Source organism: Erwinia sp. V71 (assembly GCF_965644245.1).
Taxonomy (GTDB): Bacteria; Pseudomonadota; Gammaproteobacteria; order Enterobacterales; family Enterobacteriaceae; genus Erwinia.
Genome location: NZ_CBFFRK010000106.1, coordinates 1 through 14,839 on the forward strand (window position 1 = coordinate 1; position 14,839 = coordinate 14,839).

The 14,839-nt window shown below is 53.1% G+C and carries 12 protein-coding genes and 2 pseudogenes; 8 read left to right on the plus strand and 6 right to left on the minus strand.

What is annotated here, in order from left to right; all coding sequences use genetic code 11:
- The first annotated feature begins 715 nt into the window (after nt 1–715).
- The gene (locus tag ACSZO1_RS17515; RefSeq protein ID WP_437614888.1) at nt 716–2,101 is read left to right on the plus strand and encodes a diaminobutyrate--2-oxoglutarate transaminase; all 1,386 of its coding nucleotides are present in this window, start codon (nt 716–718) and stop codon (nt 2,099–2,101) included.
- Between the two features lie 14 nt (nt 2,102–2,115).
- A complete protein-coding gene (locus ACSZO1_RS17520; RefSeq protein WP_437614890.1) occupies nt 2,116–3,588 on the plus strand; it encodes a pyridoxal phosphate-dependent decarboxylase family protein in 1,473 nt (490 codons plus the stop codon).
- Between the two features lie 97 nt (nt 3,589–3,685).
- On the opposite strand, the pseudogene ACSZO1_RS17525 reads toward ACSZO1_RS17520, so the two are convergent.
- Nucleotides 3,686–3,925, minus strand: a pseudogene (locus tag ACSZO1_RS17525) (SDR family oxidoreductase); the annotation flags it as partial.
- Between the two features lie 22 nt (nt 3,926–3,947).
- Nucleotides 3,948–4,178 (minus strand): annotated as a pseudogene (locus ACSZO1_RS17530) (TIR domain-containing protein); the annotation flags it as partial.
- 497 nt (nt 4,179–4,675) lie between these two features.
- Between ACSZO1_RS17530 and ACSZO1_RS17535 the strand changes: the two are divergent.
- The 6 genes from ACSZO1_RS17535 to ACSZO1_RS17560 are packed head-to-tail and all read left to right on the plus strand — an operon-like array spanning nt 4,676 to nt 10,687.
- Nucleotides 4,676–5,386 (plus strand): FadR/GntR family transcriptional regulator, encoded by a 711-nt coding sequence (locus tag ACSZO1_RS17535; RefSeq protein ID WP_437614891.1) that lies wholly within the window; start codon nt 4,676–4,678, stop codon nt 5,384–5,386.
- Nucleotides 5,373–6,539 carry a PLP-dependent transferase gene (locus tag ACSZO1_RS17540; protein WP_437614893.1) on the plus strand — a complete coding sequence of 389 codons (1,167 nt, stop codon included), beginning with the start codon at nt 5,373–5,375 and terminating at the stop codon, nt 6,537–6,539. The genes ACSZO1_RS17535 and ACSZO1_RS17540 overlap by 14 nt, the downstream gene beginning before the upstream one ends.
- Nucleotides 6,540–6,559: 20 nt before the next feature.
- Nucleotides 6,560–7,834, plus strand: a complete 1,275-nt coding sequence (locus ACSZO1_RS17545) for an ABC transporter substrate-binding protein (RefSeq protein WP_437614895.1) — start codon at nt 6,560–6,562, stop codon at nt 7,832–7,834.
- A 23-nt stretch (nt 7,835–7,857) separates the two neighbouring features.
- Nucleotides 7,858–8,781 (plus strand): carbohydrate ABC transporter permease, encoded by a 924-nt coding sequence (locus ACSZO1_RS17550; RefSeq protein WP_437614897.1) that lies wholly within the window; start codon nt 7,858–7,860, stop codon nt 8,779–8,781.
- A gap of 9 nt (nt 8,782–8,790) precedes the next feature.
- The gene (locus ACSZO1_RS17555; RefSeq protein ID WP_437614899.1) at nt 8,791–9,615 is read left to right on the plus strand and encodes a carbohydrate ABC transporter permease; all 825 of its coding nucleotides are present in this window, start codon (nt 8,791–8,793) and stop codon (nt 9,613–9,615) included.
- Nucleotides 9,616–9,619: 4 nt separating this feature from the next.
- Nucleotides 9,620–10,687 carry an ABC transporter ATP-binding protein gene (locus ACSZO1_RS17560; RefSeq protein WP_437614901.1) on the plus strand — a complete coding sequence of 356 codons (1,068 nt, stop codon included), beginning with the start codon at nt 9,620–9,622 and terminating at the stop codon, nt 10,685–10,687.
- A 45-nt stretch (nt 10,688–10,732) separates the two neighbouring features.
- On the opposite strand, the gene ACSZO1_RS17565 is transcribed toward ACSZO1_RS17560, so the two are convergent.
- From ACSZO1_RS17565 to ACSZO1_RS17580, 4 genes are all read right to left on the minus strand, one after another.
- Nucleotides 10,733–11,431: an oligogalacturonate-specific porin KdgM family protein gene (locus ACSZO1_RS17565; RefSeq protein WP_437614904.1), complete on the minus strand. Its 699-nt coding sequence runs from the start codon at nt 11,429–11,431 to the stop codon at nt 10,733–10,735.
- A gap of 144 nt (nt 11,432–11,575) precedes the next feature.
- On the minus strand, nt 11,576–12,865 hold the full coding sequence (locus tag ACSZO1_RS17570; protein ID WP_437614906.1) for an ABC transporter substrate-binding protein: 1,290 nt from the start codon (nt 12,863–12,865) through the stop codon (nt 11,576–11,578).
- Nucleotides 12,866–12,880: 15 nt separating this feature from the next.
- Nucleotides 12,881–14,008: an ABC transporter ATP-binding protein gene (locus ACSZO1_RS17575; protein WP_437614907.1), complete on the minus strand. Its 1,128-nt coding sequence runs from the start codon at nt 14,006–14,008 to the stop codon at nt 12,881–12,883.
- A gap of 9 nt (nt 14,009–14,017) precedes the next feature.
- Complete coding sequence (locus ACSZO1_RS17580) at nt 14,018–14,821, minus strand: carbohydrate ABC transporter permease (RefSeq protein ID WP_437614909.1); 804 nt, start codon at nt 14,819–14,821, stop codon at nt 14,018–14,020.
- Nucleotides 14,822–14,839 lie beyond the last annotated feature (18 nt).

A 14,839-nucleotide genomic window follows, 5' to 3' on the forward strand; every position in this document is an offset into this window, starting at 1 on the left:
GCAGGATAGCTTATCGGTAGCTAACCGTCCCTCCATCCACATGACCAAGCGTTGCACTTATTATCTGAATTCGCGTAGCTTAATATTAATAAACATAAAGTGATTTTTTATGGTTGGCCGCCGGTTAAAAGTCAACTTTCATATAAGCTGTTAAAATCAATTGTGATTGCCTCACCCTTTTAGGATTAATCTCATGTTGAGATATCGGGCTTTCATCACCATCGCTGATGGACTGATTCACTGTCCGTCATACTGAGGAGAATCCGCCCCGCGCGTGCGCCGTGAATAACCAGGTTTTTAGGGTGATCGTTTAGCAAAATTCATGCCCCCGACAGATAAAGCGATAACCAACTGATTTTAATCAACTATTTTCTCAAGATCGCGCTATGCCATTTTTATCCTGCATACAGGGGGATTACCCGCCAGATTTCGCGTAGCGCTGCCAGAAAACTGCTCGCATCTTAACCGCCCGATTTAGATCCATTCTGTAACACAGAATTCATGTGATCATGATCTCAGCGTAAAAATCATTATTGGTCAATAAATCAGCAACATATTGCTTTTTTCCGGAAAAAATAAACAAAACTAAACAAAATAAATGATTGAGTACAAAGCGAAAAAGCCCTATATTGGCCGCGCTTTTTTTAGAGCGCTTACTTTCTTAATTCAAATTATTCAATTGGGGCGTTTCCTCTACCCTGGTTGTAGGAGAGATATGATGACGGATAAAGTCCGTATTGATACTGCAGATGCGATTACATCAAATGGCAACAATGAAGCGTATTTGGCTCGTCAGGCTGAATATGAATCGAATGTAAGAAGTTATCCGCGCAAACTGCCGCTGGCGATCGCCAAAGCAGAAGGCGTGTGGATCACTGACGTTGAGAATAATCAATATCTTGACTGCCTTGCTGGCGCAGGTACGCTGGCGCTTGGCCACAACCATCCTGATGTACTGAAAAGCATCCAGAGTGTCATTACCAGCGGCTTGCCGTTACATACTCTTGATCTGACGACTCCGTTAAAGGACAAGTTCTCCGAATACCTGCTGTCTGTTCTGCCAGGCGAAGGTAAAGAGTACTGCCTGCAGTTTACCGGCCCTTCCGGCGCTGACGCCGTTGAAGCTGCGATTAAACTGGCGAAGAAACACACCGGTCGTTCTGGCGTAATCGCCTTCTCTGGCGGTTACCACGGTATGACTCACGGCGCACTGTCCGTGACCGGCAACCTGTCACCGAAAGAAGCGGTGAACGGTATGATGCCAGAAGTGCAGTTCATGCCTTACCCGCACCTGTACCGTTGCCCGCTGGGTATCGGCGGTGAAGCGGGCGTGAAAGCGCTGACTTACTACTTCGAAAACCTGATCAATGACGTCGAAAGTGGCGTGCGTAAACCGGCTGCGGTTATCCTGGAAGCGGTTCAGGGCGAAGGTGGTGTTAACCCGGCTCCGGCTGAGTGGTTGCAGCGCATCCGTAAAGTGACCGAAGAGCACGGCATTCTGCTGATCATCGACGAAGTACAGGCTGGCTTTGCCCGTACCGGTAAATTCTTCGCCTTCGAACACGCTGGCATTCAGCCAGACATCATCGTGATGTCAAAAGCTGTGGGCGGCGGTCTGCCACTGGCCGTGCTGGGCATCAAGAAGAAATTCGACGCCTGGGCACCAGGTCACCACACCGGCACCTTCCGCGGCAACCAGCTGGCGATGGCAACCGGCCTGACCACCCTGCAGTTCCTGAAAGAGAACAACATTGCAGAGAAAGTGGCTGAGCAAGGCGAATGGCTGAAAGGCAAACTGGCTGAGCTGCAGCAGCGTTACCCGGTAATTGGTCACATCCGTGGTCTGGGTATGATGATCGGTATCGAGCTGGTTAAGCCGAACGAAGCACAGGATCAGCTGGGTTGCTACCCTGCCGATGGCGAACTGTCCGCACTGGTACAGAAAAAATGTTTCGAAGCTGGCCTGATTCTGGAGCGTGGCGGTCGTCACGGCGCGGTACTGCGTCTGCTGCCATCACTGCTGATCAGCAATGCTGAACTGGAAATTTTCCTGGATAAATTTGAAAACGCCCTGCTGTCTGCTGGCGTGAAGCCAGTTTGAGTGGAGTGAATTTGATGTCCCGGTTAAATCCAATTCTGGCCGCCTCTGCGCAGAGCATTGAGGCGTACCAGCAGGCGATCACGCAGAGTACCGAAGCGGTTGTGCAGTGGCTGCAGCAACCTGAGATGTATCAGGGCAAAACCGTTGCAGAACTGCGCGAGCGTATCGCGCTGGATTTCAATCCGCAGGGCCTGGGTAACCAGGCCGCTATTGAGCGTGCGGTTGAGTTCTTCTTAAAAGACAGTCTGTCAGTACATCACCCACAGTGTGTGGCGCATCTGCATTGCCCAAGCCTGGTGGTCAGCCAGGCTGCTGAGGTGATGATTAACGCCACTAACCAGAGCATGGACTCGTGGGATCAGAGCCCTTCTGCCACCATCATTGAGATCAAACTGATCGAATGGCTGCGTGCTCAGGTGGGTTATCAGGCTGGCGACGCTGGTGTCTTCACCAGCGGCGGCACCCAGAGTAACCTGATGGGTCTGATGCTGGCGCGTGACGCCTTCTTCGCCCGTCAGGGTCACTCTGTGCAGCAGGATGGTCTGACTGGCGATCTGAGAAAGATTAAAGTCTTCTGTTCCGAAAATGCGCACTTCTCTGTGCAGAAAAACATGGCGCTGATGGGTCTGGGTTACCAGTCCGTAACGCTGGTGAAAACCGATGAGTTCGCGCGTATGGACGTGAACGATTTGGCTGCCAAAGTGGCTCAGGCAAAAGCGAACGGCGAACAGATCCTGGCGATCGTTGCCACTGCAGGCACCACTGACGCAGGCGCGATTGACCCACTGCGTGCTATCGCTACCCTGGCGGCAGAGCATCAGATCTGGATGCACGTTGACGCAGCCTGGGGCGGCGCACTGCTGATGTCTGAGAAGTACCGTGATTACCTGGATGGCCTGGAGTTAGCGGATTCCGTGACGCTGGACTTCCATAAGCAGTTCTTCCAGACCATCAGCTGCGGTGCGTTCCTGCTGAAAGAAGCGCGCCACTATGAGCTGATGCGCTATCAGGCGGCTTACCTGAACTCTGAGTTCGATGAAGCCCACGGCGTACCGAATCTGGTGTCAAAATCGCTGCAGACCACCCGCCGTTTCGATGCACTGAAACTGTGGATGAGCCTGGAAGCACTGGGTCAGCAGCAGTATGCCGCGATCATCGATCATGGCGTCACGCTGGCGCAGGACGTGGCACAGTATGTCACTGAACAGCCACTGCTGGAGCTGGTGATGAAGCCACAGCTGGCAAGCGTGCTGTTCCGCTACCGTCCACAGCAGCTGGCTGCGCAGGGTGAAAACGCTATCGCGCTGTTCAACCAGCAGATTGGTGATGCACTGCTGGAGTCTGGCCGCGCTAACGTCGGTGTGACCGAGCATAACGGTGTGACCTGCCTGAAACTGACGCTGCTGAACCCAACCGTGAGCCTGGACGATATCAAAGTCCTGCTGGCTCTGGTGGATAAAACGGCACAGCAGCTGCTGAACGCATAATACTGCCCTGCTCTGCATGGTGCAAAAAAGCCGGTAACAGTGATGTTACCGGCTTTTTTATTCGCGCTTTTCCGCCTTTTTTGCTCCATTATCGTCTTCAGTGCGCCGACTTCGTTGGCCGTACCACGATTTCATTCACATCGACATCATCAGGCTGCTCAATGGCGTAGCGTACAGCGCGACCAATCGCATCCGGTTGCAGCGCAATAGCCCGCCAGTCGTCCATATACGCTTTGGTCGGTATATCCGTAATCGTCGATGCCAGTTCGCTTTCCACCACCCCGGGATGGATACAGGTTACGCGAATATCATGACGTTCCTAACGCAACCCATCGGAATTCATCGGAATTATCCCTTACGGCGTTGTTTTCTTTGCCGCGCATTGTGACAACGTCATCAGGGCTAAAAACAAACACGCCGAAATCAGAGGCATCCAGACTGGCGGTAAGAGACTCTATTGTCGTTCTGGAGAGTTCGAATACCCCCTGATCCCAGACTGTTGGCTCGGCATCACGCGTCAGGTTTTGCTGAATAGCATAGGCAACGCTTAATCCTTCTACAGAGGAACCTATAAAAACTTTTGGCTTCATTTTTATCCTTTTTTATAACTTTATAATTTTCCAAAATACATATTATTTACAGAATACATAGTAACGGAGGTAAAATGTCACCACCGTTAACACACTATTCCATCAGTAAATTGACTGTGCGAGAAAATTTAAATGCAACCTGTAAGTGAACAAACCTAATACTGCCAACTATTTATCTAAAATCAAGTTATCTGCGATATATGTATTCATAGCCGCTAAGCGTAATCAGGACGAAAAGGCGTCTGTGACATTCATGTTGTATTTTCCAGGCAATACAACCAGACGAATTGCCTCAACATTATGCTATCACCCTGCTTACCTTACTTTCTGCTTTGCTGCCCTCTGCCTTATCACTGTGCAATTTTGCACCACCGTGCATCAGCGCGCTGTCACTCATCACTCATTTCGCATAAAAAACAAACCAAAACAACAGATTAACTTTTGGCACATTCATTGCTATCCATTTGGTTGGGTTGTTGGACCAATTTGGAGGCGGGATGTTGCCACAGGCTGAGCTTAGTCCCATTACCACACCACGAGCGGATGTGCTGGTGCTCGATGCACTCACCCGCTATATGGCGCAGTGCGGTGCGCGCCCGGGTTCACGTCTGCCGCCGGAGCGCGAGCTGGCGGAAAAACTGGGCGTCAGCCGTAACACGGTGCGCGAGGCGCTGAAACGCTGGGAGGCGCTGGGTATCATTTCCCGCCGCAAAGGCAGTGGCACATTCCTGCAGGTGGAGCTGGGCGAAAACGACAGCTTCCTGTCACTGCGCTTTAAGAACGATTCCGCCAATATGCTGCACGCACTCGAAGTGCGCCGCATTATTGAATCAGAATGCTGTGTGCTGGCGGCGCAACGCGCCAGCCATGACGATCTGGCAGATATCGAACGCTGTCTGATCGAGATGGAGCGGGTACACCTCGCGATTGGCAGCGCCGGCGCGGAAGACTGGGCGTTTCACTCCAGCATCTACCGTGCCGCCCATAACCCGCTGCTGCTACAGATGCTGAATGGCATCTACGACAGCCTGCACGCTTTCTTTGAATCTCCGCCGGAACAGGCGCTGTTCAGTGACTCATTTCCGTTACACCGCCAACTGTTTGATGCTATCCGCCAGCGCGATGCGCAAGCCGCGCGGACGTTATGCCATCAAATTCTCGATATTACCGAACGCGATATGAAGGATGTCATTAATGCCGTACGCTAAACCTTTGCATGAACAGACAGAGCTGACTCACGACGCACGCCACGATAAAGGTGCTGTCTCCCCGCCGATATATCAGTCGTCGCTGTTCACGTTTGCCGACTACGACAGCATGATCGCGCGCTTTCGCGGTGACAGCGACCAGCCGCTCTATTCACGCGTCGATAACCCCACGGTGCGCGAGCTGCAACAAAAAGTGGCGCAACTGGAAGGCGGCGAAGCCTGCCTGGCGTTCTCCAGCGGTATGGCGGCGATCAGCAATGCCATTCTGAGCGTCGCCGGTCCGGGGGATAAAGTGCTGTGTGTGAAGCATGTCTATCCCGATACCTATCGCTTCCTGCGCGGATTTTGTCAGCGTTTTGGTATCACCACGGAGTTTGTCGACGGCGAAAGTGAAAACGAGATTGCCGAAAAACTGCCGGGCGCGCGCCTGCTGTATCTGGAAAGCCCGGGCAGCTGGGTGATGAGTGAACAGAACCTGACGCGCCTTGCTACGCTGGCGCGCGACGCTGGCGTCACCACCATTATTGATAACAGCTGGGCCTCGCCACTGTTCCAGAAACCGTTAAGCTGCGGCATCGACATCGTGGTGCACTCCGCTTCGAAATATATCAGTGGTCATAGTGATGTGGTCGCCGGTCTGGTGATCGCCAGCCAGCACTATATCAGCCAGATTGCGCGTCATATCAGCCCTTTCCTTGGCGGTAAGCTCTCTGCGCATGAGGCGTGGCTGCTGCTGCGTGGTCTGCGTACCCTGCCGCTGCGTATGCGTCAGCACCACCAAAGCGCACTGACGCTGGCCGAGAGATTACAAACCCATCCGCAAATCATGGGCGTTTGTCATCCGGGACTGAACCCCCAGCCGTGGTCCACGCTGCGCGGTTACAGCGGGCTGTTTGCTTTCGAACTGGCGGAGAACGTCGATATCCCGTCCTTCTGCAATGCGCTGCAACTGTTCCATATGGGCGTCAGCTGGGGTGGCTTTGAAAGCCTGGTGATGCCCGCGATCTCGGTACTTAATCAGGCGGGTGAATTCAATTCCGCCGTGGATTTTGGCGTCTCACCGCGTCTGATCCGCATATCTGTCGGGCTGGAAGAGACCGACGATCTCTGGCACGACCTGCAACAGGCCATCAGCGCCGCCTTACCTTCTTAACCACCAACAGGGGAATGACGATGCGAAACCGATTTGCTTTAAACGCCGTGGTACTGGCTCTGGGACTTAGTGCGGCGCTGAACACGCTCGCTGCCACCAAACTGACGCTGGTTGAAGTAATTACCAGCCCGGCGCGTACCGAGCTGCTGCAGAAGATGCTGACGGAATATAAATCTCAGCATCCGGATACCGAGATCGAAGTGATTTCCCTGCCGTGGGGACAGGCGTTTGAGAAGCTGGGCACCATGCTGCAAAGTGGCCAGGTGCCCGATGTGGTGGAAATGCCGGACACCTGGCAGGGGTTGTATGCCAGCAACAATATGCTGGAAGACCTGGAACCGCGCCTGAAAAGCTGGTCGGCAACGCCAGAGATGACCGATAAAACGCTGGCAATGGCGCGCGCGGCCAACGGTAAAGCCACCATGGTGCCCTACGGCTTTTATCTGCGTGCCCTGTTCTGGAATAAGAAGCTGTTCCAGCAGGCCGGGCTGACAGAACCACCAAAAACCATGGACGAGTTTGTCAGCGATGCGAAGAAAATCAGCCAGGTCGGTAACGGCATCAGCGGCTACTGTCTGCGCGGCGGCGTCGGCGGTACTAACGCCTGGCTGATGTTTATGGCAGCGATGAACGGCTCAGCGGAATTCTTCGACAAACAAGGCAACAGCACCCTCACCCAGCCTGGCGCGCTGAAAGGCGCGCAGCTGCTGGTCGATATGTATCAGCAGGGCGCGGCACCGAAAGACAGCGTTAACTGGGGCTTTAACGAAATTGTCTCCGGCTTCTATTCCGGTAAATGCGCCATGCTCGATCAGGACCCGGACGCGCTGATCGCGATTAAAAACAGCATGGCGGCGGACGATTTTGCTGTCGCGCCGATGCCGGTCGGACCGTCTGGCAAAGCCTTCCCGACCATTGGCTACACCGGCTGGGCGATTTTCAGCCAGGCGAAACAGAAAGATCAGTCGTGGCAGCTTATCGAGTTCCTCAGCAACAAGGCCAATAACCTTGAATGGGCGAAATTTGTCGGCACCCTGCCGATTTATAAAGGCGCTGAACAGGATCCGTTCTATAAAACACCGCAATTCTCCGGCTGGTTTACCGAGTTGAATGATGCCAGCTATATCCCGCTGACGATGCCGACACACCTGAAAGGCTGGGGCTACTTTAACTCAGTCATCGTCAAGGAGAGCAGCCAGGAAACGTTACTGGGCGAGAACGACAGTGCCAGTATGGTCGAGGACTGGGCGAAGTATCTGAGCAAAGAGCAGAAAGCCTGGCTGGCAACCCAGTAAACAGCAACGAGCGGAGAGTCACTATGATGCTGGAAACACCCCTGATCCCGTCACGACGCAGCACGGGGACTGCCCGGTTGCGTCTGCTGGCGGAACCCTGGCTGTATCTGACCCCCACGCTGGTGTTGATCGCCCTGTTTATCTTTGTGCCGATGCTGATTGGTATCTCGTATGCCTTCCAGAATCTGCAGTTGCTCAACCCGATGGGGGGCGGCTGGGTGGGCTGGGATAACTTTACTGAAATGTTTGATGATCGGCGCTTTTTCAAAGCGCTGGGTCATACCCTGAACTGGACCCTGAGTTCTCTGCTGTTACAGTTCTTTCTCGGTCTTGGGCTGGCGTTACTGCTGAATCGCGAGTTTCGCTTTCGCCGCTGGGTGCAGGCGCTGGTGTTTCTGCCCTGGGCAGTACCGGCATTTCTCTCCGGCTTAACCTGGTCGTGGTTGTTTAATCCGGTGATTGGGCCGCTGGCGCACTGGCTGTATGCGCTGGGACTGCTGAGTGAACCCTATAATATTCTCGCTGACCCGCAGCTGGCAATGTGGGGGCCGGTGATCGCCAATGTCTGGTTTGGCATTCCATTTTTCGCCATCACCTTACTGGCGGCGTTACAGTCCATCCCGAAAGATCTGTATGAAGCGGCCGCTATGGATGGTGCCAGCGGCTGGCAGCAGTTTAAACGTGTCACCCTGCCGTTTCTCGCGCCGATGATTGCCATCACTGTGATGCTGCGCACCATCTGGATTGCCAACTTTGCCGATCTGATTGTGGTGATGACCGATGGCGGTCCGGCGGGGTCCACCTCTATTTTATCCAGCTACATCTTTACCACCGCCTACCGCAAGCTTGATTTTGGCTATGCCTCGGCGATGGCGGTGTTTCTGCTGGTACTGATGACCTGTTATGCGCTGGTGCTGCTGCGCATCCGCCATCAGCTGCTGAAATAAGGAGCCACTATGCGACGACTTTCCGCACTGGGACATCGCCTCTGTCTGGCAGCGTATCTGCTGTTCGCGCTGTTTCCGCTCTACTGGATTATTAAAATTTCGCTGACACCTGACGCGCAACTGTTCAGCAACGGCGTAACGCTGTTGCCCGCCGGCCTGACGTTCGGCCACTTTAAAAAAGTGATGGTGGACAGTGATTTTCCGACCTTCTTTTTTAACAGCCTGACGGTCTCTTTCGCCACCGCCGCACTCACCACCCTGATTGCGGCAGCTGCGGGTTACGCGTTCTCGCGCTTCCGTTTTCGCGGCAAGATGACCATCGCCGCGCTGCTGCTGTTTACCCAGATGTTCCCGCTGGTGATGATTATTGCGCCGATTTATAAAGTGATGGCGCCGCTGGGACTGACCAACAGTCTCAGCGGGCTGATCCTGATTTACACCGCCTTTAACGTGCCGTTCGCCACCTTTCTGATGCAGTCATTTTTCGATGCGATTCCGAAAGATCTGGAAGAGTCGGCGATGCTGGAAGGCTGCACCCGTTGTCAGGCGCTGTGCCGGGTGCTGATGCCGCTCACTCTGCCGGGCATGGCGGCCACTCTGGGCTTTGTGTTTACCGCTGCATGGAGTGAACTGCTGTTCTCGCTGATGCTCATCAATAAGAACGACGTGATGACGTTCCCGGTCGGCCTGCTCAGTTTTGTCTCCAAATTTGCAGTTTCATGGGGTGAGATGATGGCCGCCGCGGTGCTGGCGCTGATTCCTGCCTGTCTGTTCTTTGCCTTTATTCAGCGGTACCTGATCCAGGGGCTGACTGCGGGCGCGGTAAAAGGATAACGCTATGGCTCAGATTGCCCTGTCTCAGATTGAAAAACGCTACGGCAATGTCGAGGTGTTACGTGATATCAACCTGACCATTCAGGACGGCGAATTTGTCGTGCTGGTCGGCCCGTCGGGGTGCGGAAAATCAACCCTGCTGCGCACCATCGCCGGGCTGGAGCTGGCCAGCGCAGGCGATATTCATATTGGTGAACGTCTGATGAATGACGTTGCGCCACGCGATCGCGATATCTCGATGGTGTTCCAGAGCTATGCGCTCTATCCCCACCTCACTGTCGCCCGCAATATGGGGTTCAGCCTTGAAGTGCAGAAGCGGCCGAAAGCCGAAATTGAAGAGAAAGTAAAACGGGCGGCGCAGATCCTCAGCCTCAGCCATTTGCTGGATCGGCGGCCTAAAGAACTGTCCGGCGGCCAGCGCCAGCGCGTGGCGATGGGACGCGCTATCGTGCGTCAGCCGCAGGTGTTCCTGTTTGATGAACCTCTGTCGAATCTGGATGCGCAGCTGCGCGGCCAGATGCGGGTGGAAATCAAGAAACTGCACCAGCAGATGAATAACACCATTGTCTACGTCACCCACGATCAGGTGGAAGCGATGACGCTGGCGGACCGCATTGTGGTGCTGAACCATGGCGTGATCCAGCAGGTCGGCACGCCACTGGAGCTGTATGACACGCCTGCCAATCAGTTTGTCGCCAGCTTTATTGGCTCCCCGGCGATGAATTTTATCCCGGGACGGGTCACGGCGGCAGGTGTCGACGTGGGTGCACAGCAGTGCCTGCCTGCGAATCCAGGCTGGAGCAGTGCGTTACAAGGACGTGAGGTGATTTACGGTATCCGCCCGGAAAATATTGCGCTGGCGGAAAGCGGGGATGATGCGGCATTGCCGTTTACGGTGTCGCTGATTGAACCAACCGGCTTGTCCGAGCTCATTCATGGCAGCCTGTTTGGGCATAATCTGATGATCTACAGCACCCGCCGTTCCGGTGCACAGCCGGGTGACGTTATCGGTGTCACGCCAGATGCGCCGCGGGCGATGCTGTTTGATGCCAGCAACCAGCGGCGACTGTAACACATCCGACGCCCGGCAGTGACATCCCCGGGCGTCGTTTTTCCGCTAAAAGCTGTACTGAATACCAACACGATAACGCGTCTGCCGTTCATCGGTCGAACTGCTACCGGCGACATTACCCAGCTGAATATACGGCTTCCAGTTGTTGTCCCACTTGTAAGCCAGTTTCACATCGTGCGACCAGTCGTATTTTTCATTGTCAGCCAGGACGACGTCTTCCGATTTTTTATACTCCAGCTCATATTCGATGCTGTAGCGTTCGAGGAAGTTATAACCCAGCACCATGGTCAGGGTATGCCCTTTCTCATCGGTTTTGGTTTCATTCGGCTGGTTACGTTTGAAATATGGGCGATAACGCAGCGATGCCGACAGGTCATCGGTGAAGTTCACTTTGCCACGCAGATAAGGGCGATAGTTATTCGAGTCCGATGAGGATTCCAGTGAGAATCCCGGCTCCAGCTGGAACGTTTTATTGAATTTATAGACGTAGCTGGCAACCACTTCCGTACCGTTACTCACCTGCTCATGGTAAGGCTTATTCGGCGTACCATCAGCACTGTGCTGCCCCCATTTACCTTCGAGCGATAAACCGAAACCATTGGCAAAACGGTTGGAAATGACTAAACGATCTTTATGATCGGCGCCACCGGTATCTTTCATCTCATGTCGATAATCAATCGTAGTTGCGGCTGCACTAAAGCTTAATGCGCAGCCAATGGCCAACAGAGTCAATCTTGTTTTCATAATACTATTCCAGAGTTATTAATCGGTGAAAAAACAATAAGCTTCCCTGGTCACCATTTAATCTGGTGACCTTATTCTTTATTTAATGAATATATCTTTCTGTCTTGTTTGCTGAAAAACGGACTTTACTATTATGCTATCCTGTTAACGCATCGCTCTTCTCAGTATTCTGTCTCCCTGTTGATTAAAATATTTCGCTGCTTCAGCAACGGTTTTATGTCCATAGTCAATCGACTGAATGGCATCGCCAAATAACGCCACAATCTGCGGGTCGTCAAAATAAGGCGAGGTTTTCATTTCGTGTGGCAAACTGAGTGCCTGACTTAACCCCGCAACCGCCGGATCGTTGTCATTGATCACACCACTTTCTCGCAACTGCTTCACTGCCGCCGCACTGAGCGGTACGCCACGCTCCAGCCCCAGCGCCTCTACGCCCTGTTTGCTGTTCAGCAGGAAGTTAATCAGCATGGCGCTTTCATGCGGGTGCTTCGTATTCTTGCCTATCGACAACATTTGCGCCGGTTTAAAGAACAGCCCGGCATCTTTGGCTTCGGCCAGCATCGGATAAGGCCCCAGCACCAGTTTGGCCGGTTTAACCAGATTGTCGGAATATTTGGTAATGGTGGAGTTCCACATATACGTCCCCGCCCATTCGCCATTAATCCACGGTTTCATCTCATACATATTGCTTTTACCGAACGAAGCAAAATATTTCGGTGACGGGATAACATGGCTGTCGACCAGGGTTTTATACAGTGTGAATAACTCCAGCCATTGCTGTTCGCTATAGGCGAATTTTTTACTGGCTTCATCGATAATCTGCACATTGTATTTTTGCGTCATATACGAACGTAACAGAGCAAAGGTATCCTGATGTTCGAGAATAATCGGGTAATACTGATCGCCCAGTTTCTCTTTAAACACCTTACCTGCCGCAATCAGCTCATCCCAGTTTTTGGGATAACTTAACCCGGAACGCGCCCAGGTCTGGTCGTTAAAATAGAATACGCGCGCCGTCACCGAAATCGGAATACCGTTCAGTTTGCCGTTAACAGTGGTTTGCTGCAGCTCTTTCGGGTCAAACTGACTGAGATCCAGCTGATCTTTCTCTTTATACAGATCATAGAAACCACCGCCATCTTTAGAAAATATTGGCAGCCAGTTCCAGTTGGTCTGCATCACATCCGGTTCGGTATTCCCGGCAATCTGCGTGGTCAGGCGCGACAGATGGCCATCCCAGCCGGTATATTCCGCTTTAACGGTGATATTCGGGTGCAACTGATGAAATTCTTCCAGCGCTTTTAATGTCACCTGGTGACGGCCATTGCCACCCCACCACGACATACGCAGATTAACCTGTTCCTCAGCAACCGCCTGACAGGTTATCGCTGTCAGTGCAGAGGCAATCAATGTGTTACGGATTGCTTTTCTCATAAGGTACTGCTCCTGTTAAAGGGAGATGTTTTTTTCTGTTTTTGCGTCAAAAATATGGCACTTCGCCATATCAAAGCGGAAATAAACCGTCTGATGCAGCCCGTTGGCGATCACCTGGCGCGCCTCATCCGAGGGCATGCGGCAGGTCAGTTCAAAATCGGCCACTTTGATATACATAAAGAATTCATGACCCATGTTCTCCACCCTCATCAGCTCACCGCAGGCGTCACTGTCAGCAAAAGGCGTCAGCGAGAGGTGAATAAACTCCGGACGAATACCGAAAAACACCGGTTCAGCGTGATACGCGGCCAGTTTGCGCTGCTTCTCTTCAGGCAATGCCAGCGCATACTGCGCCACCTGCAGCCAGGTTTTGCCCTCGTGCTCACGGATCTGGCAGGGTTTGATATTCATTTCCGGTGAACCGATAAAGCCGGCAACGAACATGTTCTGCGGATAGTGGTAAAGGTTGTCGGGGGTATCGACCTGCATGATATGGCCGAGTTTCATCACGCAGATGCGGTCGCCCATGGTCATCGCTTCGGTCTGGTCATGGGTCACATACACCGTTGTGGCGGGCTTGCCGCTGCTTTTCAGATGTTTATGCAGATCCGAGATACGGATACGCATCGATGCACGCAGCTTGGCATCAAGGTTCGACAGCGGTTCATCGAACAGGAACACATCCGGTTTCTTGACGATGGCGCGCCCTACTGCCACGCGCTGCGCCTGGCCACCCGACAGCTGGCGCGGCAGCCGATCCAGCAATTCTTCCAGTTCAAGAATTTTCGCTGCTTCGGCTACCTGCGCAGCAATCTCCTGTTTTGGCAGACGGCTCAGTTTCAGGCCAAACGCCAGATTTTCCCGTACCGTCATATGCGGATACAGGGCGTAGTTCTGAAACACCATCGCGATGCCACGTGCTTTCGGCGCCAGGTTATTCACTACCCGATCACCAATTTGCACTTCGCCCTCGCTAATGGTCTCCAGCCCGGCCAGCATGCGTAAGGTGGTGGATTTGGCACAGCCGGACGGGCCGACAATCACCATAAACTCGCCATCATGAATGGTTAAATCGATGCCGTGTACGGCTTTAAAACCGTTGGAATAGACTTTGCCCAACTTATTAAAAATCACTTCAGCCATGATAATTCCTTAGTTAGCCTTTGATGCCACTGCTGGTGACGCCCCACTGCTGGTGACGCCCTGCACGAAGTAACGTTGGGACAGGAAGAAAACGATAATTGACGGCATAATCGAGATGCTGGCCATCGCCAAGATTTCGTTCCACGGCGCGCCTTCGGTGACATCGATCGACATTTTCAGCGCCAGCGCAATCGGGTATTTATCCACGCTGTAGACGTAAATCAGCGGGCCGATAAAGTCGTTCATTGACCACATAAACTGGAACAGTGCCACGGAAATAATCGCCGGTTTGAGGATCGGCACCACCACGTACCACAGCACCTGAAAAGAGTTACAGCCATCGATTTGCGCCGCCTCTTCCATATCGCGTGGCACACCGCGTAAAAACTGGATCAGCATAAATACGAAGAAGCCCTGCGTGGCGAAGGCCAGCGGCAGATACAGCGGCAGATAGCTGTTCAGCATGCCCATCTCACGGAACATGATGTATTGCGGGATCAACAGCACAGTGCTCGGCAGCAACATGGTGGTAATCAGGGTGGCGAACCAGAACTTTTTCCATGGGATCTCAAAGCGGGCGAAACCATACGCCACCACCGTGGAGGAGATCACCGTCAGCACCACTTTCGGGATGACATATTTGAAGGTGTTAATCATGTAATGGCCGAAATTATATTCGGTGCCGGTTTTCCAGCCATTAACAAAACCATCACGCGTGGCGTGTTCCGGCCATAAACCCAGCGTGGTGAAAATCTGGTCGTGACGCAGACTTAGTGTTGTTGTACTCTTTGCCCTTTGGATGATTGATGGCAAAGATTGATGTGGTTTGTC

Excerpts from the sequence above, each read along its gene's own strand:
- ACSZO1_RS17515 (WP_437614888.1), top strand. The coding sequence starts at position 716 with ATGATGACGGATAAAGTCCGTATTGATACTGCAGATGCGATTACATCA.
- ACSZO1_RS17520 (WP_437614890.1), top strand. The coding sequence starts at position 2,116 with ATGTCCCGGTTAAATCCAATTCTGGCCGCCTCTGCGCAGAGCATTGAG.
- ACSZO1_RS17535 (WP_437614891.1), top strand. The coding sequence starts at position 4,676 with ATGTTGCCACAGGCTGAGCTTAGTCCCATTACCACACCACGAGCGGAT.
- ACSZO1_RS17540 (WP_437614893.1), top strand. The coding sequence starts at position 5,373 with ATGCCGTACGCTAAACCTTTGCATGAACAGACAGAGCTGACTCACGAC.
- ACSZO1_RS17545 (WP_437614895.1), top strand. The coding sequence starts at position 6,560 with ATGCGAAACCGATTTGCTTTAAACGCCGTGGTACTGGCTCTGGGACTT.
- ACSZO1_RS17550 (WP_437614897.1), top strand. The coding sequence starts at position 7,858 with ATGATGCTGGAAACACCCCTGATCCCGTCACGACGCAGCACGGGGACT.
- ACSZO1_RS17555 (WP_437614899.1), top strand. The coding sequence starts at position 8,791 with ATGCGACGACTTTCCGCACTGGGACATCGCCTCTGTCTGGCAGCGTAT.
- ACSZO1_RS17560 (WP_437614901.1), top strand. The coding sequence starts at position 9,620 with ATGGCTCAGATTGCCCTGTCTCAGATTGAAAAACGCTACGGCAATGTC.
- ACSZO1_RS17565 (WP_437614904.1), bottom strand. The coding sequence starts at position 11,431 with ATGAAAACAAGATTGACTCTGTTGGCCATTGGCTGCGCATTAAGCTTT.
- ACSZO1_RS17570 (WP_437614906.1), bottom strand. The coding sequence starts at position 12,865 with ATGAGAAAAGCAATCCGTAACACATTGATTGCCTCTGCACTGACAGCG.
- ACSZO1_RS17575 (WP_437614907.1), bottom strand. The coding sequence starts at position 14,008 with ATGGCTGAAGTGATTTTTAATAAGTTGGGCAAAGTCTATTCCAACGGT.